Here is a 19,816-nt window from a genome sequence, read left to right on the forward strand (position 1 = left end):
CGAAGATATGCTTGCGGCACTTCCCAGGGTGCCGACCAAACATTCCCACGAGTATCTGTTACATGCACAGCCTCTCGCTAGGGAAATGCTGAACGCGGGCGCCCTGTAGGTTCTGGTGGTCGATGACTGGAAGGCGCGCACCTGGGCCCAGATATTCCCAAAGATCAAGATTCACGAGGATCTTGCGGTACGGGAAGGTCATCAGCATGCCGACATCAAACGATTCCACGACAGCATTGCCTTCTTCGAGAAGTGCGGCAATGCCTACAATTTCGATCCGCTGATGCTTGCGGCACAGGGATTCCAGGAATCGCAGCTCAACCAAGGTGCGCGCAGGCGCGCGGGAGCGATCGGGATCATACAGGTGATGCCCGCCACCGGGAAGCAGCTCAACGTGGACAGCATCGCGATCGCCGAATCCAATATCAATCGGCGGACATGTCCCGCCGCAGTGGAGGTGTTGCAAATGAAACAGAGGCGCAGGATCAAGGGGACCCCGTGATGCGGCGCTTCTTTGTGCAAGCTGCAGACGCCATTGAGACTGGTCATCCGGTGACCGCCTCCCTGTCACTCCCCCTGTCGGCGACAAGCGCTACCAACGCCTCACGCATCCAGCGCTGTCCATTGTGACCGTGGTTTCGTTCGTGCCACACCATGCTCACCTCGAATCCTTCCACCGGAAACGGGCATTCAACGATCTGCAACTGATCGGCGCGATCGCGCACCAGCCGCTGCGGCACCAGTGCCACGAAGTCCGACTGCGTCACGATCTCCGGCAGGAATAGGAACGACGACGCCGATAGCACCACGTTGCGCTTGTGACCCAGCGCCGCCAGCGCGTCGTCTACTGGCGTGACGAACTCGCCGCCGCGCAGTGACACGATGACGTGCTCCAGCTGCGCAAACTGCGCCACGGTGATGCTTCTGCGAAGCTTGGGGTGACCGCGCCGACCGATCAGCACATAGCGCTCGTCGAACAGATGCCGTGTGCGCAGGCTGGGCGCCGCAGCGCTTGGCGTCATCAGCGCCAAGTCCACCTCGCCGCGCGCCATCAGCGCCCCCAGCTCCGGTATGTCCAGGCTACGCAGCGCCACGCGCACGCCGGGCGCCTGGTTGCGCAGCCGCAGCACCAGCGGCTGCACCAGTGCAGCTTGAAGGTAGTCGGTGCAGGCGATGACCACCGTCAGGCGCGCCCGCGCGGGGTCGAAGTCGCTGTGCTGGGCCACCGTCGTGCGCACCTGGTCCAGTGCATGACGCAGCGGCTCCAGCAGGTCCAGCGCCTTGGCCGTAGGCGTCATGCCTCGCTGCGCGGGTATCAGCAGCGGGTCGTCGAACAGGTCGCGCAGGCGGCTGAGCTGCGCGCTCACTGCTGGCTGGCTCAGGTGCAGGCGGCTTGCCGCCTTAGTCACATTTTGCTCCGCCAACAGGGCTTCCAGTGTGACCAGCAGATTGAGGTCAAGGCGCTTGGTATCCACGAAACAAATAGTAGCCCAACAAATCTGCAATTTTACATATGCCATCCCGGGGCCGAGACTAGGTACTCATTCGCGGGCGCGAGCCGCTTACGCATTTCCGGAGAAACCGCATGTCCCTCACTTCACGAAAACCCCTAATCACCGTGGCCGGTGCGTCCAGCAAACAGGGGCGCAGCGTGGCGAACACCTTGCTGGCCAGCGGCCGCTACCGCGTGCGCGCGCTTAGCCGGCGTACGGACAGCGCACCGATCCGCCAGTTGGCTGAGCGCGGCGCTGAGATCGTCGTGGCGCCGCTGGAGCTGGGCCACCAGACCGAGCTCACCGCCGCGATGCGCGGCTCCGATGGCGCCTTCCTGATGACGCCGCCGACCACACCGGTGCCGCCGCCAGGCCAGCCCGAGTTGGCGCTGGGTCGCGAGCTGGCCGATGCGGCGCACGCCGCAGGTGTGCAGCACATCGTGTGGAGCGGCCTGGAGAACGTCGAAGCGCGCACGGGCGGCACCAAGTGGGTGCCGCACTTCACCGAGAAGGCGCTGGTAGAAGAGCACATCCGCGCTCTGCCGCTGCGCAGCTCTTTCATTTACCTGGCGTTCTTTTACAGCAACTTGCTGGAGTACTACGTGCCCCGGCGCGGCCCTGACGGGAGCCTGACCTTCGCCATGTATCTGCCGCCAGACGCGCCCATGCCGTTCGTGGACCCTCTCACCGCGGCTGGCCCCGCAGTGCTGGAGGTGTTCGACCATCCGGAGAAATACGCCGGCAAGACTCTGCCCGTGATCGGCGAGGTCCTGACAGCGCGGCAGATGGTGGACACGTTCGTCCGCGTGTCGAGGCAGAAGGCGCATTACGCCTCAGCCTGCACGCGCGAGGAGTTACTGCATCACTTCCCCGCATTCGGTGCCAATGAGTGCCTCGTGCGCGAGCTGGTGGGCATGGCGGAGTACGCGGCCGAATACGGCTATTATGCGCCCGAGCGCGACATGGAATGGAGCCGAAAGATCGACCCCAACGCGCTGACCTGGGAGCAGTTCCTTCAGCGAAGCGAATGGCAAGGCGAGCTGCTGAGCTATGGCGCCCCGCCCGAGACTACGCAGGCGGAGTTCGAAGCGGGGTGAGTACCGGCGAACTGGTCGAAGTTGCCACCTCGCCCGAGTAGCTAGGCCGCTGGAAATTCGACCTTCCAGCAGCTGCTCGGTACGATGCCCGCCTTGCCCACATTGGCTCTGAACTGCAACGAACACAGACCTTACTCGCGCAGCAACTTCTGAGTGAGCTGTGGATCCGCCATGATCTGGTCAGGGGTGAATGGGAGCCGCTGCCACTTGTGCGTCACCCACAGCGCCTTAGCCTGGTCGTAGTAATGGGGCGAAGCGGGGTTGGTCGACTGACCGGGAATTAATACAGCATCGACCTCAGGACCATTGGGGCCGAAAGCCATCACCGAGACGTAGCTTGAACCGGAGATTACATCGTTGTAGCCACTGGCGGTCAACGGACCACCGTTCATCTGATTGGTCAGACCTTCGTTCGTGCTGCCGCCGCCCATCGGCACCTTCTGGCCGTTGACATTGGTGTAAAACAATTCTCCCCACGGGTGATCCAGGGCAATGCCCTTGGCCGCCAGCGTGCGGACGGCAGTGCCCAGCGCCTGTTGCAGCCCACGCTTGATCGTTGCGTCGCCCAGCTTCGGTTCACGTGGCGTGTGGACCGGGTCGTTCGGCGAGAAGGGAACTGCCCACATCGCATCTCCCAGGCTGGACGCCTGGTTGAAGAACTCGCGAAAGATGGGCACGCCAACGGATTCCGGGTTGTAGCGGCGGTCCCATCGGCTCAGCACCGCGCAGGCGAATTGGATGTCCTGCGTCGTGCCGTCGGGCATTGCCACTGGTGCGGACGACTTGCACAGCTCCACCACCGCTGGCATCAGCAGTTCGGCGCCCATGCTACGGTTGCCGAACTGGGGCTTGGCCACGGAGCCATTGAGCATGGTCTGCATGGCCTCCGGCGTGATCTTGGTGCCTGGCAGGCCATCGCGGCCGGCCAGTCGGTCCTCGATTTGTACGTAGTTCATACGGGCGCGCAGGCTGATGGGCACTGCCGCCGCGCCATTCACCAGCGGCAGGCCGGTCAGCGGTGCCGATGGGTTGAAGAGCCAATAGCTGTTGTTGGCGTTGGCCACATAGTCCGTCCGATGCAGGTAGGGCAGGCTGCGCGCGGGGAGTATACCGGCCTGCGGCGTTGAAACATCGTTGCCCGGGTTGCAAGCGCTGCGCGAACCATCAATCGTCGGTCGCCCCTGCGCAGTCAATGCCTGCCCGACGCCGGGCAGCGCGCACGCCGCGAGCTGCGCATCGGTCAAGTTGACCTTGACGGTATGGTCGCTAACGCCCACGTTGCCTTCAGCGTCGGCCATGACGAGGTTGGCCAGCGGGTTGCCCAGGACGGCGGCCATCCTCTGGGCGGCCTCCTCGACCGATCCAGACTGGGCCAGAACCCGCCAGTGGTCTACGACGCGGTTGTTTTGCAGGTTGATGTCGGTCAGCGCGAAGGCGCGCTTGCTCGTCCAAGTGAGACCTTGCGATGGCGCACTCAGGATGGGCCCGAACTCGGTGAGGTAGTAGGTCCGCTTCTGCGTTCCGCCATCTAGGGTCTGCACCGTGATCTCGCGGGTCGTCATGGGCTTGACCACGCCATCCAGCACATACGTCGTGGGCGTCGGCCCCAGCGTCAACTCCCGCAGCACAGCACGCACTCCGGTCGATACCGTGGTCGTCCAGCCCAGGCTCTTGTTGAATCCGGCCAGCACGACCGGCATGCCTGGATACGACACGCCCATTGCATCGAGTTTGCCCGGCACCGTCAGGTGAATCTGGTGCCATTTGCTCATGCCCATCCAGGGCCAGTGCGGGTTGCTGAACAGCATGCCGCGCCCGTCGGCGGTGGTGTCCTTGCCGAACGCCCACCCGTTGCTGCCGGCATCACGCAGCGATGGCTCGATGGTCGATAGCGCGCGCGATGCATCGGCGAGCATAGTCCGGACCTTCATAGGCGCCGGCTCTGGCATGGCCCGCGCGTTGGCAGACGCCGCACTCGGCGGTGCAACGTTGACCAGCATGCTCGCGTAGGCCTGCGAACCGGGAATGGTGGCCACGACAGTCCACCAAAGATAAAGGTCGGCTGCCGTGATCTCGCGCACCCAACTACCGTTTCTGCACGCCTGAGGCAGCGCGCCGACACCGGTCTCTCGCAGGTAGCGATTGACGCCCGCCGCATAACCTCGAGCCATGTCGCGTGTTTCGGTCGAGGCCTTTTCCCAGACGGCTACCACGGTCGCTTTGTCGTACTGCAACTTATGCAGGAAGTCGGAATCGATCGCGCTGATGTTCGGCACGGCCGATGCAGCCAGTGCCACCCGCGCTTCGGCCCCGAAGTGTTTGGCATATTCACCTTTTACCTGAGTAACCTTTGCGGCCAAGTCGCAGAAATTGTCTTGGGCGAAAGCGTAACCCAGGCCATACGCCATACTCGCGTAGTCTTGGCCGCTGATATGTGCAATGCCATAGCTGGTGCGTTGAAGCCTGGCTTCGTAATGCTCTCCCCCTCCGCCTGGTGCGACAACAGTCGCGCAGCCGCTGAGCACGGCGACTGCAGCCGCCGAGGCCATCAAGCCCGTGAATTTCAAATGAGCCCGAGGATGTCGGTTTGCAATTTCGAACATAGACAGTCTCCTGTGGCCTCTTCGGGCCATGGATTGTTATGAAAGCAAATAGATTTTGGAAGGCGTCCCGTACAATGGAATCCGCGCAGCAGATTACAGAAAATCTGACTTCGCGAACTGCCGTATTTCTTGCAATCGAAGAAGAGATGGCTCATGACTGTCCACTCCGCATTACTGAAGCTCCTGTCATCCAATCGCTGGTTCGCCGCCCTGTCTAGCGAGTTGCAAGAGGCCATGGTCAACGAGTCCACGCTGGTACACCTACGCCGCGGAGAAATGCTGTACCGACGAGGCGACCACCCCAACAGCATGTATGGGGTGGTGAGCGGGGCATTAAAACTCTCGACCCTTCGCAGCGATGGCAAGGAGGCAGTCCTCGCCGTCATTGAGACAGCAGTCTGGTTTGCCGAAAGCTCGCTGGTCAACGACGCTCCTCGCCCGCACGATGCGATTGCCATGCGAGACACAGAGGTGCTGACCTTACCTCGCACGTCATTCAATGCCTTAATGAAGAAGTTGGAGTTCGCGCAAGCCATCTCGTTATTGTTGGCATCGCGCGTGCGCTTGCTGTACGGCGCGCTGGAGGCTGCGACGCTAAGCTCCGTCCAAGTACGTATCGTGCATCGCCTGCTTATGCTCGCTCATGGCGATGCGGCAATCGAACCGGACATCCGCCCACGTATCCCAGTTTCTCAAGAGGCTCTGTCGATGATGCTCGGCATCACACGCCAGACACTAGGCATTGAACTCAAGCTGCTGGAAGAGCAAGGTGCAATCCGGATCGGCTACCGCTACATCGACATCCTTTCGGAGGAGCAACTGCGCCGGATCTGCGATCCGTCCTAGCGCTATACCGAAATGGAAACACCGCGGAAGGTTCGTACAGTGCAGCAATCCTTGTTGTGTGTGAGTTTTTTATTTGGCGCACTCGTCCAGGGAACTGAAGCAATTCACGCCAGTACTGGTTATTCGCCTTCCTTCGCGGGGCAGTACGCTGACGCCGTGTTTCCTGTCGAGGCGCAGGTTTTTGAAGATGAGCAACGAACGCACCACATGCGGCGCAGTTGGGCCATCGTGTCGAGTGATAGCCGCTTCAGGTCGTCTTGGTAATGCCACGCCTCAGTTCACGCCGAAGAATCTTGCCCACCGTCGACTTCGGCAGCGACTCGACGATATGCACCTGCCTGGGCACTTTGTAGCCAGTGAGCTCGCGACGGCAATGCTCGACGACGTCCTGCTCTGTCAGACTTGCACCCGGTGCCTTCACAACAAGCAACTGCAAAGCCTCACCTGTTTTTCCGTCCGGAACCCCAATACAGGCGCACTCAGTCACTCCGGGACATGCCGTTGCCACGGCCTCAATCTCATTCGGGTAGACGTTGAAGCCCGATACGATGATCATGTCCTTAATGCGATCAACAATCTTCAGGAAGCCGAGCTCGTCGAAGATGCCAACGTCGCCGGTGCGGAAGTAGCCATCGGTCGTGAAGGCCTCAGTATTAGCATCAGGCCTTTGCCAGTATCCACTCATAACTTGCGGGCCTTTGGCACAGATTTCGCCAGGCTCTCCCAGTCGCACCTCCAGGCCTTTATCGTCGATTAGCTTGATGTCTGTTGACGGAACCGGCAGGCCGGTGGTACCCGTGAATTCACTGATGAACGGTGGATTGATCGTCAGGATTGGGCTTGTCTCTGACAGGCCGTAACCTTCAAGAATGATCCGACCAGTCGCTTCCTTCCAGCGCGCAGCTGTCGCAGCAAGCACAGCTGCGCCTCCGCCTGCCGAAAGCCGCAGGCGCGAGAAGTCCACCTCCTTGAGGCGGGGATGGGCCGCCAGGCTCGCATAAAGTGTATTGACCGAGGTGAAGATAGTTGGCTTCGCCTGCTGGAACACATCGATCAGCCCCTCAATGTCACGTGGATTGGCCACTAACCAGTTCTCAGCTCCTACTGAAAAGTAGCTGATCAGGTTCACCATCAGCGCGAAGATGTGATACAGCGGCAGCGCCGTCACAATCACCTCGTCGCCCGGCCGTATTGCCTCCTGCATGAAGGCCTTGAACTGCTCGGTATTGGCCACTAGGTTGCGATGCGTGAGGCAAGCACCCTTGGACAGCCCAGTGGTACCACCGGTGTACTGAAGGAACAGAAGATCGCCGCCGTTCAACTCGACAGGGCGACGCTCCATTGCGACGCCGATGCGTAGCGCATGCTCCAAGGTAACGCTTCCGGCCAGACGAGGGTCGGACGACGGGAAATCTACCGACACACCAATTCCATCTCCCATGCCTGCGGTGATCACCGTGCGCACACCGCTTTCACCAATTACATCAGCCAATACCCCAGCCGCCCCATTGAAGACGACAATCGCCTTGCAGCCCGCATCCTGGAGTTGATGTTGCAGTTCTCGCGGAGTGTACTGAGGGTTGACGTTAACCTGCACAGCACCGGCCCGTGCAATGCCGAGAAATGCGATAGGGAAAGCCGCAATATTCGGCAACATGACAGCGATACGGTCACCCTTCGTAATACCATGTTCGTGCTGCAGATAAGCGCAGAAGGCCGATGAGAGCCGATCGACATCGGCATAGCTCAAGGATCTGCCCAACATGCAGAAAGCACGCCTAGCAGCGTACTTCCGCATTGCGCCCTCCAGCAAATCAACGACGGAAGAATACCTGTCGGCATCAATCTCAAGGGGGACGCGACCATACGATGACTGCCAGGGCCTCACCATCATGCTCGTGCCTCATTTTTCTGTATTCCGTTCACGCCCTTGTCTCCTTTGTTGAGGTCCGCAGGTGAAAGTTACAAGGGAGGCGTAGATGAGACTGCCGCATTTCTTGCAGTTTGACTGCCATGTGGATGTGGACTGACACTAGGGCGTCTCATCAAATGCGCCATACGACAGCGGCAGCCAGATGGATGGCGCCAGGAAAGGCAACGGCTGTCTTGTCGTAGCGCGTGGCAATGGCTCGCCCTCGATCCTCCGACACCGTCGCTATCATTCCCCTCGGACCAGGGAAGCTGAGGCTGCGCTTTCGAGTACTTGGAGCTGAACTTGCGGTACCGCAGGAGAGCGAACGCGTGCTGGAAGCAACCGGGGATGTAAAAGTGCTTGCTATCGATGACCTGGACGTGGGGAAAGATATCGGTCATGTCGCGCTGACGGCAGGAGCCGTTTTACTGACCAGACCGCATGCTCTCGCAGCGCGAGGCCCACCGTCAAATTCAGCGATTCCGACGAGGAACGCAGAAACACTTCTCCCCGACAATCATTCGGAGTCCATCAGTCGTCGGACGCGAGATGTTGACGCATTGCCTTCTATCCACTCGTGCAAAGCAGTGGAGATGGGACGGAGGGCGCATTGAATTCCGGCAGACAGACTGGCCTTTTGTTAGGCGCCTGTAGTCAGGTTTCCCGAAGCAGACTGCTTCTTGGCTTCGCTCTAGGTACTTCTCCCCTTCCTTCATGACTGCTAAGAACTCCGTGATGCGCTCCCCATACTGGCCTGCGGGCCTCCCCGCCACGCTGCACGTGCCTCGGACGAGTCTTGTCTACAACGTCGAGGTCGCCGCCCGCCGCTACCCCGATAAGACCGCGATTCAATACTTCGGGACATCGATCACCTACGCCGTGCTCTATGACCAGATCGAGCGCATGGCGGGCTACCTGCAAGCGGTGTGTGGCGTGACGCCGGGCGATCGCGTGTTGTTGTACAGCCAGAATTGCCCACAATACTACGTTGCCTATTATGCGATCCTTCGCGCCGAGGGCGTCGTCGTGCCAGCCAACCCGATGTGGCTCACCAATGAACTCGCGCACGTTGTTCAGGACAGTGGCGCGCGCGTTGCCTTCTGCGCTAACGAGCTGTATGGTCGCCTCGCACCCTTGCATGGCGAAGCCGTGCAGCACGTGATCGCACATGACTACGCTGAAGCGCTAATCGAAGACGGTGGTCTGCCAGTGCCCGACTGGGCGCGCGTTCCCACGGCGCTGTCTGAGGTGTGCCATCCGCTTACGCGGTGGCCAGACGCCATGTCGGCCGGCAAGGAACCTCTGCCGCACCAAGCCGGACCGGACACGATGTGCATGCTGCCCTATACATCCGGCACCACTGGCAATCCGAAAGGCTGCATCCACACGCATGGCAGCGTGATGGCGGCTGCGGTCGCATCGCCGGTCTGGATCGGCACCACCTCCGAAGCTGTCTGCTTGTCGGTTGCGCCGCTGTTCCATCTGCTCGGCATGCAGGGGAGCATGAACACCCCCTTCTTCCAGGGGGCGACGGTTGTGCTGCTGCCCCGCTGGGACCGGGTGCTTGCCGCTGAGCTGATTGAACGTTACCGTGTGACCAACTGGGGGGCGCCTCCCTCAATGCTGGTCGACTTCTTCACGCAGCCTGGTATCGCCGATCGTGACTTGTCCAGCCTCGCATTCATCGGCGGTGGCGGCGCAGCGATGCCCGACGCCATCGCCGATTTGCTGCTGCAGCGCTTCGGCCTGCGCTATATCGAAGGCTACGGAATGACGGAGACGGCGGCGTTCCTCCTTTCCAATCCGCGTCATCGGCCAAAGCGGGAGTGTCTGGGCATTCCTACGTTCGGCGTCGACGCTCGCGTGATCGACCCGGAGACGCTTGCGGAGATGCCTCCCGGCGAGACGGGCGAGATCATCGTCCACGGCAAGCAAGTGCTGATGGGGTACTGGAACAATGACAAGGCAAATGCCGAGTCCTTCATCGAGCGCGACGGCAAGCGCTTCCTGAGGACCGGAGACCTTGGCTTCGTCGACGAGGACGGCTACTTCTTCATGCGCGATCGTCTGAAGCGGATGATCAACGCAAGTGGCTTCAAGGTCTGGCCGGCGGAGGTCGAAAACCTGTTGTACAGCCACCCGGCCGTTCACGAAGCTTGTGTAGTCTCGGCGCCGGATGCCACGCGCGGGGAGACCGTGCGGGCAGTGGTGTCCATAAAGCCCCCGGCGCGAGGCAGCGCTGAAGCCGAGCCGGAAGCCATTATTGCCTGGTGTCGCGAGCGTCTTGCCGTGTATAAGGTGCCACGCATCGTTGACATCGTAGAAACGCTGCCGAAGTCAGCCACGGGCAAGATCATGTGGCGTGCCTTGCAGGAGGCAGGGTTGCATAGCGTGCAATGAGGGAAGCGGGCGATTCCTTGCGGCAGATAGTACCGTGAAGCATCAAAAGAAAGGCCGCCGCTCCGGCAGGAGGGCGGCCTTCGGTTCGTTTGCTGCAGGCAGCATCACGAACGCAATTACCCGGGCTTACGCGCCTGCACGATAGCCGGTTTCCCTCACGATGTGGGCCCAACGTGCCGGCAGCGCCGGCGAGCGCTTGGCCGACAAGACCGCCAGCGGCCGTAGCTTGCCGGGCCGGAAGGCCAGCGAGTTGAACGGATCGATTGCCATATCCACCTCGCCGGCGACGACCGCTTGCATCTGCGGGCCGGTTCCCTTGCATGACACGCTCACCACGTCGGTGGTGTCCGCTTTCGCCTTGAAGCAGTCCGTCATCAGGGCGCGGCTTGGATGGCTTGCATGCAAGCCATGTCGTGCTGGTCAGCGCTGCCGAGCAGCACGTCGGCCACCACGGCGCGCTTGAAATAATGCCCGATCGCGCATTCCTCGGTCATGCCGATCCCGCCGTGGAGCTGGATGGCCTGCCCGCACACGGTCCTCGCCAGCCGGCCGACGAGAGACTTGGCCTGCGAGGCGACGTAGTCGCGCTCGGCGGGTGCATCGTTCTCCAGCGCGGCGAGCAGCGCGTAGAGCATCGAGCGCGCGAGCTCCAGATCGGCGGCCATGTCCGACATGCGGTGCTGCAACGCCTGGAAGGTGCCGATGGCCACGCCGAACTGCTGGCGGACCTTGAGGTAGTCGGACGTCATTTCGATGGCGCGCTCCATGGCGCCGACGAGTTCTGCGCAGAGCGCCGCGATGCTGTGGGCGATGCCCGTGCGCAGCGCGGGCAAGCCCGCGCCGATGCCGCCGACGAGGTTCGCGCCGGGCACGGCGACGCCATCGAGCGACAGTTCGGCGGCATGGCTGCCGTCGTGCAAAGGTAGAACGGTCACGGTCAGGCCCGGGCTACCGGCGTCGACAAGGAACAGCGAAATGCCGGCACCTTCATCCGTCACAGCGGAAACGAGGTACTGGTCAGCACCAACGCCGCCGAGCACAAGCGTCTTGCGCCCCGTCAGGCGATAGCCGCCGGCGTGGGCTTCGGCACGCGTCGTTGCCAGGGCGGGGTTGCTGCGCGTGCCCGGCTCACTGTAGGCGAGCGCGAGGCGGCGGGCACCGTCGACCACTGCAGGCACGACGCCGGCTTTATGTTCCTCGCTGGCAGCGGCCAGCAGCGTCTGCACGGCGAGCACGCCGTTGCCGAGGTAGGGCTCTACCACCAGGCCACGGCCCAATTCGTGCGCGATGAGCGCGGTATCGATGGTGCTTCCGCCGAGGCCGCCATAGGCTTCCGGCACTGCTGCGGCCACCCAGCCGTTAGCAGCAATGTCGCGCCAGTGGCGCAGGTCGTCTCCAGCACGCAGCTGGGCGGTGCGCGAGTCGAATCCGCAGGCTTTGTCGACGAAGCGGCGCACGCTGTCCTGCAGCAGTTGTTGTTCCGCGTTCAGCTTGAATTTCATGGTGACGTCCTCCTCGTCAGAACCGGAACTTCAGCTTGGCGATAATGCCGCGCTGCACTTCGCTGGTGCCGCCGTAGATGGTCGAGGCACGGCGGAAGAACATCTGGGCGGCCGCGCCCTTGCCCAGCGTCTGGCCAGGCAGCACATCGGCTTCGTCGCCATAGGCCGCCGGATACGCCACGGCGCCATAGTCACCGAGAGATTCGACCAGGAATTCGCTCATGCGCTGCTGCAGGTCGGTGCCGCGAATCTTCAGCATCGATCCCATCGCATGTGCCTCGTGGTCGTGCTCCTGATCCAGTTCGGCCACGCGCTGGACCATCACGCGAATGGCGCGCAGTTCCGCCTCCAGCCGCACCAGCCGCAGCGCGAATGCCGGCTGCTCGATGAGGCGGGTGCCGTCCGCATATTGCTGCGTGGCGCACTCCTTCAGCTTGCGAAAGAAGCGCGTCAGCGTCGGCAGGTCGGCCGTGGCGGCGTGCTCGTTATTGAGCAGGAATTTGGTAGCCTTCCAGCCTTCGCCTTCGGCCCCGATGCGATTGTGCACCGGCACGCGGACGTTGTCGAAGAAGGTTTCGTTAAGATGGTGGCAGCCGTCGATGGTGATGATGGGGCGCACCGTGATGCCGGGGGACTTCATATCGACGAGCAGGAAGCTGATGCCGGCCTGCTTCTTCACGTGCGGGTCGGTACGCACGAGCAGGAAAATCCAGTCCGACTCGTGGGCGTAACTGGTCCAGATCTTCTGGCCGTTGACGACGTAGTGGTCGCCATCCAGCACGGCTTGCATGCGCAGCGAGGCGAGATCCGACCCGGCGCCAGGCTCGGAGAAGCCCTGGCACCAGTGGCGCGTACCGTTAAAGATATGCGGCATGTGCTCGGCTTTCTGCTCGGGCGTGGCAAAGGCATTCATCACCGGGCCCAGCAGGCGCTGCGCAAAGCCGTCCTGCGTGGGCGCACCGGCGGCCGCGCATTCCTCGTCAAATACCTGAATCTGGCGTGGCGACCAGCCAGTGCCGCCGTGCTCCTTCGCCCAGGTGGGCGCGCCCCAGCCGTGGGCGTTGAGGGTGGCCTGCCAGCGGCGCGCGTCGGCGCGCGGCGAGCGGGCGCCGTGCACGCGCCCTTTCAGATCGTCCGGCATGTGGTCGCGCAGGAAGGCGCGAACCTCCGCCCGGAACGCTTCCAGTCCGGCATCGGAGTGAAAATCCATGAGTGGCTCCTGTCATAGGCCGCCAGGCCCTGCGCTCGGCTGCGAGCCCCGGCGGATACCGCAATCAGCAAATCAGGCAACGTTCTCGGCGCGTGCTTCCAGTACTTGAACCCTGGGAGAACCAGATGCCGCCCACCCAGGTCGCACTCAGCTCCATGGACCGCATTGCAGGACTCAAGCCTTTGCAGCCAAGCGCGCGCCGCTCTGGTCGGGCGAAGCTGGGGTACCCCGGTTCGACGGCGTACGTCTGGATCAGCCACGGAGTCAAGGCCGGTTTCTATTCACGGTGCGATACGTAATCGCAAGCAGAGGCGAGCGGCGCGACGCCAGGCGCGCAACCGTTCGCGAATTCCGCATCAGGTCGCGGTAGCGGGAGCGTTGAACGGCCGATCCTTGTCAACGCGCACATCGCCCGGAAGGCCGAGCACGCGCTCGGCAATGATGTTGCGCAGGATTTCATCCGTGCCGCCGGCGATCCGCATACCCGGGGCGTACAGCAGCGCCTGCTGGAACCAGCCACGCACCGGAACCAGCGCCGGGTCGGTAACAGACCCTGCCTGCCCCAACAAGTCGATACCGAAGGAGGCGATAGCCTGAAGCTTGTTGGCGCTGACGATCTTCGTGATCGATGCCTCCGGGCCAGGAGTCTGCCCGCGCGACAGTGCGGTCATCGTACGGAACTGAGTGAACTTCAGCCCCTGAGCCTGAACATACCAGTCGGCCAGGCGCTCACGCACGGCATCATCAGCAAGCGCCGGCCTGCCCTCCAGTTGCAGGCCGCGCACCAGCCGCATGATGTCCTGCGCATCCGGCCCCGGGCTTTGGCCGACTGCCAGACGTTCGTTCATCAACGTCGTGATCGACACCTTCCAGCCCCCGCCTACCGAACCGAGCCGTTGGGCATCCGGAACGCGCACATCGTGGAAGTAGACCTCGTTGAAATTGGAAGTGCCCAGAATTTGCTTGATGGGTCGTACCTCGATACCAGGTGTCTTCATGTCGATGAAGAACATGGTCAGGCCCGCATGCTTCGGCACCCTAGGGTCAGTACGTACGAGCACGATGCCGTAATCGCTGTAGTGCGCCCCGCTGGTCCAAACCTTTTGCCCGTTGATGATCCAATCCGCGCCGGGCTCGTCCGATACCCGCTCGGCTCGCGTGCGGAGCCCGGCCACATCGGAGCCGGCGGAGGGCTCGGAGAATAGCTGGCACCAGATTTCTTCCCCACGCAGCGCCGGGCGCACGTAGCGCTCCAGTTGCTCCGGCGTAGCGTATGCAATCATGGTTGGAATGCACATGCCCAACCCAATGTCGAAGAAGCCGCGCGGCACCTTGTACCGTGCCTCCTCCTGGTTGTAGATCACTTGCTGGATGGGCGTCCCGCCCCGGCCATGCCACCGCTTATCCCAGGTAATGCCGGCGAATCCTGCATCGTACTTCGTGGCCTGCCACGCCTTTGCCAAAGCGAGAGCCTTGGCACCGTTTTCATCACCGGAACGCAGTTGGGGCTCACCGTCGCGTTGATGTTGAGCGTTGGCATCCAGGAAGGCGCGAACCTCGGCACGAAAGCGTGCCTCATCAGGGGTGTCGTTGAAATCCATGTGTGTCTCCTGAGGTCGCGAATCAAACAGCGGCTGCCGGATCGCTTTGCGCGCCCCACAGCGTTACCAGCCTGTCTTTCCAGAAGCGAGCGCTTCCAACGACGAGGGCCAGCGTCTTGGCGCGACGGTAATAGAGGTGGCAGTCCATTTCCCAGGTAAAGCCCATGCCACCATGCGTCTGGATGTTCTCCTTGGAGGCGAGGTGGTAGGCCTCGGTCGCGGCCACGCGTGCCGCGGCAGCAGCAAGCCCCAGTTCCGCCGCTCCGGTCTGGAGAGCCCACGCGCCGTAGTAGGCGTTCGATCGAGCGAGTTCGATCGCGATGTACATGTCGGCAAGCTTGTGCTTGATCGCCTGAAAAGAACCGATCGCCCGTCCGAACGCAATGCGCTCCTTGGCATAGGCATTCGCCATGTCCAAGCAAGCCTGCGCTCCGCCCAGTTGCTCAAATGCGAGAAGCACCGCAGCCTTGTCTAGCAACGCCTGAACACCGTCCCAGCCACAAGCTGCATCGCCAAGACGCACGGCAGGTGCGTTGCTGCAGCAAAGGCGCCCATAGTCGCGGCTGGGATCCAGCGTGTCCACCGGCAGTCGCTCGACGCCGGGAGTCTCCCTGGACATCAAGACCAGCGTCGGTTCACCCGCGTCATCCCGCGCAACCACCACAAACAGGTCAGCGACGTTGAGATCGGCAACCGGCCACTTGTCGGCGCTCAGTCGACCATCACGCCACCTCGCGCCGATCGCCCCGACTGAGGGATTTCCCGGCCCCTCTGCCAACGCAAAAGCGCCAATCATTTCGCCACTCACAAGACGCGGCAAGTACTCTGCCTTTTGCGCCTCAGTGCCATGTGTCAGTATGGCTTCCATGACAAGGTAGGCCGTTGAGGCGAACGGAATCGGGGCAAGCGCCCGTCCGAGTTCCTCGGCCACCACGCACAAGGCCTCGTGGCCCAGCCCGACACCCCCGTACTGCTCGGGAACCGCCGCGCCGAGCCAGCCCATTTCGGCCACCTTTCGCCACAGCGGGCGAAGCATGCCCGCCTCATCCCCAGCGCGCTCCAACACGCGACGCACTGCGGTTGTCGGACATTGCTCGACCATGAACTTGCGCGCTTGCTCGCGCAACAAGCCCAGGTCTTCAGAGAAATCGAAGTTCATTCGGAATGGTCTCCTCCGTTACGCGCCCAAGAGTGCGAGCGCATCCCGCAATTCCAGTCCAGTCTTGAGTGCGCGGGACGAGGGTTATCTTCCCTTCCGTAGCTACCCCGTGGAATCGTCGGAATCGACGAACTCGACGCGGTAGCTCTACGACCCGCCATCGTTCCCATTTGGTCTGAAACAACGGGACCATCTGATCGCTCCGCCGGCTTGCGTGGATTCCCTGAGGGGACGGCGCGGAGAACCGGTTATTCACGCCCCTCTCTGCCGCTTGCCGCCTTACTGGCCGACGACCCCGCCGACGAAGTCATACCACGTCCCGTTGTAGCGCATCAGTTGCATGCCCCTGATCGGGTGGAAGTTGTCGCTCGACGTCTTCACTCGGATGCCCGGGAAGAGCATCGGCAGCGTCATGTCGAGGTTGGCAGCCTGCTTCATGATGTTGGCGCGGGTCAGGTTGTCGCCCGACTGCTTGAGTACCTGCACCAGCGTCTGCGCTACCGAGTAGCCCATCACGTTCAGGCCCTCGTGCGGGTCGCCGTCCGGGTAGTACTGCTTCATGAACGCGGCGAAGTCCAGCCCTTCCTTGGTCTGCGCCCAGCGCGGGTCGGCCGGGTCGCGCAGGTAGCCGGTGGTGATGATGCCCACGGCGTTCTCGGGGCCCGCCGGCTTCATCACCGCGGTGATCGACGACGACACGTTGCCCAGGTAATGCACCGGCTTCCAGCCGAGCGCTGCCATCTTGCGGATCGACTGGGCAGCGAACTTGGGCGTGGACAGGTTGACCAGCGTATCGGCGCCCGAAGCCTTCAGCGTGATCAGCTGGCTATCGACCGTCGGATCGCTCAATTCATAGCTGACCTGCGACACGATCAGCGCCTTGCCCTTCTCGCCCAGGCCATCGAGGAAGCCGCGCAGCATGTCCTTGCCGAACTCGTCGTTCTGGTAAAGGATGCCGATCTTGGCCTGCGGGCGGGTTTCCAGGATGTGCTTGGCGTAGACGCCGCCTTCCTGCCGGTAGCTCAAGTTCCAGCCCATGGTCCACGGGAAGTGCTGCGGGTCACCCCAGCGGTCGGCGCCAGAGCTGACGAAGAGCTGCGGCACCTTCCTCATGTTGAGGTACTTCTGCGTGGCGGCGTTGCTGCCGGTGCCCACCGGGGCGAAGATCAGCAGGACCTTTTCCTGCTCCACCAGCTTGCGCGTCTGCTCTACGGCGCGCGACGGGCTGTAGGCGTCGTCCAGCGAAATCAGCTTGACTTTGCGGCCGTTGATGCCGCCCTCGGCGTTGACCTTGCGGAAGTAGGCCTCGAGGGACTTGCCCACCGTGCCATACGCCGACGCCGGGCCGGAGTAAGGCATCGTGTTGCCAATCACGATTTCGGTATCCGAGGCGCCCTCGTCATACGCCTTCTGCGCGCTCACGGCGCCCGCGGCGGCTAGGCCGCCAATCAGCGCGGCCGCGAGCAACCTCACCTGCGTCCATCTCCTGCCGAAACCCGATCCCTGCTCTGCCATACGTGTCTCCTCCTTGGTACCGTTGATTACCCAGCGCGGGGCGTTGCCAGCCGGGGCACTGCAACGGCTGGCGCCGTGTCCGGACAGGTGCGACCGCCGGGCGGGTTCAGGCGTCGCCGAAGCGCGGCGGGCGCTTGGCCAGGAAGGCGCTCACGCCTTCGGCGAAGTCGCGCGAATGCAGGCACAGCACCTGGTTGCGGTCTTCCATGGCAATGGCGGCATCCAAGCTGGCGGCATTGACGCTGTGGTTCAGGCACTCCTTGGTCAGGCGCAGGCCCAGCGGCGAGGTGTTGAGCATGTCGTCGATATAGGGCTGGGCGGCGGCCTCGAGCTGGTCGTCGGGCACCACTTCGGACACCAGCCCGACGCGCTCCGCGCGCGCCGCGTGGATGAAGCGGCCGGTCATCATCAGCTCGGATGCCACCGATACGCCCACCAGCCGCGGCAGGAAGTAAGACACGCCGATGTCGCAGGCCGACAGCCCGAGGCGGATGAAAGCGGCGTTCATGCGCACGCTCTCCCCGGCCAGCCGGATATCCGAGGCCAGCGCCATGGCAAAGCCACCGCCGCAGGCGGGGCCGTGGATCAGGCTGATGACAGGCTGCGGCGCGCGCCGCATGCGCATGACGATCTCGGCGATGCGGCGCTGGCGACGCAACTGGGTGGCCGGGTCGCCCTGATGCGGCTGGAAGGCCGGATCAGCACCCTGGCTGTCGCGCAGGTCCAGACCTGCGCAGAAGGCGGTGCCCGCGCCGCGCAGCACGATCACGCGTACGTTCGGATCCTCGATGCGTGCGCCGAAGTAGTGCAGCAATTCGGCAATCATCCGGTGGTTCAGCGTATTCAGGCGCTCGGGCCGGTTCAGCGTCACCCAGTCCACCCTGCCTCGCCGTTCGACGTGGATGGCCTCGTAGCGGGAGGCCTCGATGACGGCGTCGGCGGGAACCGACTCGACAGGACTGACTGCAACGGCGTTGGACATAGTGCGCTTCCGGATAAAGCCATGCCCCGCCGTCGGCCAGCACGGCTGGGCTGGGAGGGTTGGGAGGGTTGGGAGGGAGACGTTGGTCCGCCCGGCGGCTGTTCCGGGGGAAGCAACCGATTCTGGACGGCGTGGGGAGGGCGGCCATCGTCGAAAGCGACGAATTTCCCGGGCAGCGGACCAACCCCGCCGGCGCCCCTGCGCGGCGGGATACGTACGCGTTGCAGGGGGCGTGCCTAAAGGTGCGGCGATAGCAGGTCACTTCCGTCGCCTTCGCTATCAAGGCGCGGCAGTACTCCACCTCGTTGCTGCCGGTATCAGATCAACGAATCCATCCGCACCCGCGTATTGCAACGCCACGACGCTGGGGCTCCTGATCTTGCCCGCGCACTCGCCGCGCTGGGCGCCACGCTGGCATGCACACTGACAGCCGCACCGGCACAGGCCGATTGCCTGGGGGTGAAGATTCACGCTCACTTGAAACCGCCATGATTATTTAATAACTACGGGATTCACCGGAGCGCCGCTACCTTTCACAACCTTCAGCGGTGCCGCGGTATAGAGGAAGCTCCATTGGCCATCGGCCGCGCAATCGTCCGCCAGCGGATCGAGCTGGGCGATCTCAGTCAGTGCCACCCCAAGGTTGCGCATCAGCGCGTTATGCAGCGGCAGCGCGACGCCAGAGACCGGGTCAACGGTCACCTCGTTGGCAATGGTGTCGGTCACAAGGTTGGGGATCTCCATCTCGTGGAACCAGTCGACCAGCGCCGGGCAGTACGTCAGGCCGGGTTCGATGAAGTCCTTGTAGAACTCGGCCGGGTCCCGCCGGTAGAAGGACCCGATCCAGCCGGTGCGGATGATCAGGATGTCGTGCTTCTCGATCCGCACGCCCTGCGCCTCGGCGGCGGCCATCAGGTCTTCGTGGTTGAAGGTCTCGCCGGCGTCGAGCACGTCCTTGCCGCGGTGGCGCGCCATGTCGATCAGCACGCCCCGGCCCGCCACGCCGCGTTCGGCGATGGGCAGTACGCTGGCGCGGTCCATGCCGCCGATGGTGGACTTGGCGTCGTAGCCATTCCAGAGCTGGTCGTCGTACCAGACGTGACCGAGCGCGTCGTACTGCGTGGACCCTTGCAGGTCCATGATCATCATGTCATCGCTGTACTCGGCCTGCCCGGAGAAATGCGGGCGCTTGCCGCAGAAATAGTGGCCCTTGTCGAGCACATTGAGGCGGCGCGCCTGCTGGCGGCCCGGCCAGACCGGGTCGCCCTTCGGGTTGCCCATCTGGATCTGCAGCGTGAACATCTTGCCCGAGCGCACCGCCGCCACGCCGCGCAGCACCTCGGCCTGGGTCAGGTAGTTGAGCGAGCCGACTTCGTCGTCCGGGCCCCACTTTCCCCAGTTTTTCGGCGAGTCGCGCAGCAGGTCGGCCACTACAGGTTTCTTCGCATCCATGCACTGTCTCCTTGAAGAGGATGCGCGGCCGCCCCGGGGAGCGG

14 protein-coding genes and 1 pseudogene are annotated in these 19,816 nt (G+C 62.9%); 4 read left to right on the plus strand and 11 right to left on the minus strand.

Annotation, left to right across the window (positions count from 1 at the left end; all coding sequences use genetic code 11):
- Positions 1-76: 76 nt before the first annotated feature.
- Positions 77-430 (plus strand): annotated as a pseudogene (locus AC1Z3O_RS30905) (transglycosylase SLT domain-containing protein); the annotation flags it as partial.
- 115 nt (positions 431-545) lie between these two features.
- Here the strand turns inward: AC1Z3O_RS30905 and AC1Z3O_RS30910 are convergent.
- On the minus strand, positions 546-1,475 hold the full coding sequence (locus AC1Z3O_RS30910) for a LysR family transcriptional regulator (RefSeq protein WP_483520503.1): 930 nt from the start codon (positions 1,473-1,475) through the stop codon (positions 546-548).
- A 110-nt stretch (positions 1,476-1,585) separates the two neighbouring features.
- Between AC1Z3O_RS30910 and AC1Z3O_RS30915 the strand changes: the two genes are divergently transcribed.
- Complete coding sequence (locus AC1Z3O_RS30915; RefSeq protein WP_483520505.1) at positions 1,586-2,590, plus strand: NmrA/HSCARG family protein; 1,005 nt, start codon at positions 1,586-1,588, stop codon at positions 2,588-2,590.
- A gap of 131 nt (positions 2,591-2,721) precedes the next feature.
- Here the strand turns inward: AC1Z3O_RS30915 and AC1Z3O_RS30920 are convergent, their stop codons facing one another.
- Entirely contained in the window at positions 2,722-5,193 is a 2,472-nt protein-coding gene (locus tag AC1Z3O_RS30920; protein WP_483520507.1) for a penicillin acylase family protein, read from the minus strand.
- 153 nt (positions 5,194-5,346) lie between these two features.
- On the opposite strand from AC1Z3O_RS30920, the gene AC1Z3O_RS30925 reads away from it, so the two are divergent.
- Positions 5,347-6,039, plus strand: coding sequence for a Crp/Fnr family transcriptional regulator (locus AC1Z3O_RS30925; RefSeq protein ID WP_483520509.1), 693 nt, complete (start codon positions 5,347-5,349; stop codon positions 6,037-6,039).
- Between the two features lie 247 nt (positions 6,040-6,286).
- On the opposite strand, the gene AC1Z3O_RS30930 is transcribed toward AC1Z3O_RS30925, so the two are convergent.
- On the minus strand, positions 6,287-7,933 hold the full coding sequence (locus AC1Z3O_RS30930; protein WP_483520511.1) for an AMP-binding protein: 1,647 nt from the start codon (positions 7,931-7,933) through the stop codon (positions 6,287-6,289).
- Between the two features lie 753 nt (positions 7,934-8,686).
- Between AC1Z3O_RS30930 and AC1Z3O_RS30935 the strand changes: the two genes are divergently transcribed.
- Positions 8,687-10,351, plus strand: a complete 1,665-nt coding sequence (locus AC1Z3O_RS30935; RefSeq protein ID WP_483520513.1) for a long-chain fatty acid--CoA ligase — start codon at positions 8,687-8,689, stop codon at positions 10,349-10,351.
- A gap of 126 nt (positions 10,352-10,477) precedes the next feature.
- Here the strand turns inward: AC1Z3O_RS30935 and AC1Z3O_RS30940 are convergent, their stop codons facing one another.
- From AC1Z3O_RS30940 to AC1Z3O_RS30975, 8 genes are all read right to left on the minus strand, one after another.
- The gene (locus AC1Z3O_RS30940; RefSeq protein ID WP_483520515.1) at positions 10,478-10,726 is read right to left on the minus strand and encodes a tripartite tricarboxylate transporter substrate-binding protein; all 249 of its coding nucleotides are present in this window, start codon (positions 10,724-10,726) and stop codon (positions 10,478-10,480) included.
- Positions 10,726-11,853 (minus strand): acyl-CoA dehydrogenase family protein, encoded by a 1,128-nt coding sequence (locus tag AC1Z3O_RS30945; protein WP_483520517.1) that lies wholly within the window; start codon positions 11,851-11,853, stop codon positions 10,726-10,728. Before AC1Z3O_RS30945 ends, AC1Z3O_RS30940 begins: the two co-directional genes overlap by 1 nt.
- Before the next feature lie 16 nt (positions 11,854-11,869).
- Entirely contained in the window at positions 11,870-13,063 is a 1,194-nt protein-coding gene (locus AC1Z3O_RS30950; RefSeq protein WP_483520519.1) for an acyl-CoA dehydrogenase, read from the minus strand.
- A gap of 356 nt (positions 13,064-13,419) precedes the next feature.
- Entirely contained in the window at positions 13,420-14,664 is a 1,245-nt protein-coding gene (locus AC1Z3O_RS30955) for an acyl-CoA dehydrogenase family protein (protein WP_483520521.1), read from the minus strand.
- Positions 14,665-14,686: 22 nt separating this feature from the next.
- Positions 14,687-15,823, minus strand: coding sequence for an acyl-CoA dehydrogenase family protein (locus tag AC1Z3O_RS30960; protein ID WP_483520523.1), 1,137 nt, complete (start codon positions 15,821-15,823; stop codon positions 14,687-14,689).
- A 279-nt stretch (positions 15,824-16,102) separates the two neighbouring features.
- Entirely contained in the window at positions 16,103-17,296 is a 1,194-nt protein-coding gene (locus AC1Z3O_RS30965; RefSeq protein ID WP_483520525.1) for an ABC transporter substrate-binding protein, read from the minus strand.
- A gap of 148 nt (positions 17,297-17,444) precedes the next feature.
- Positions 17,445-18,320, minus strand: coding sequence for an enoyl-CoA hydratase/isomerase family protein (locus AC1Z3O_RS30970; protein WP_483520527.1), 876 nt, complete (start codon positions 18,318-18,320; stop codon positions 17,445-17,447).
- A 492-nt stretch (positions 18,321-18,812) separates the two neighbouring features.
- Complete coding sequence (locus tag AC1Z3O_RS30975; RefSeq protein WP_483520529.1) at positions 18,813-19,772, minus strand: cyclase family protein; 960 nt, start codon at positions 19,770-19,772, stop codon at positions 18,813-18,815.
- Between the last annotated feature and the right edge of the window lie 44 nt (positions 19,773-19,816).

Source organism: Cupriavidus sp. 09_S30 (assembly GCF_056930435.1).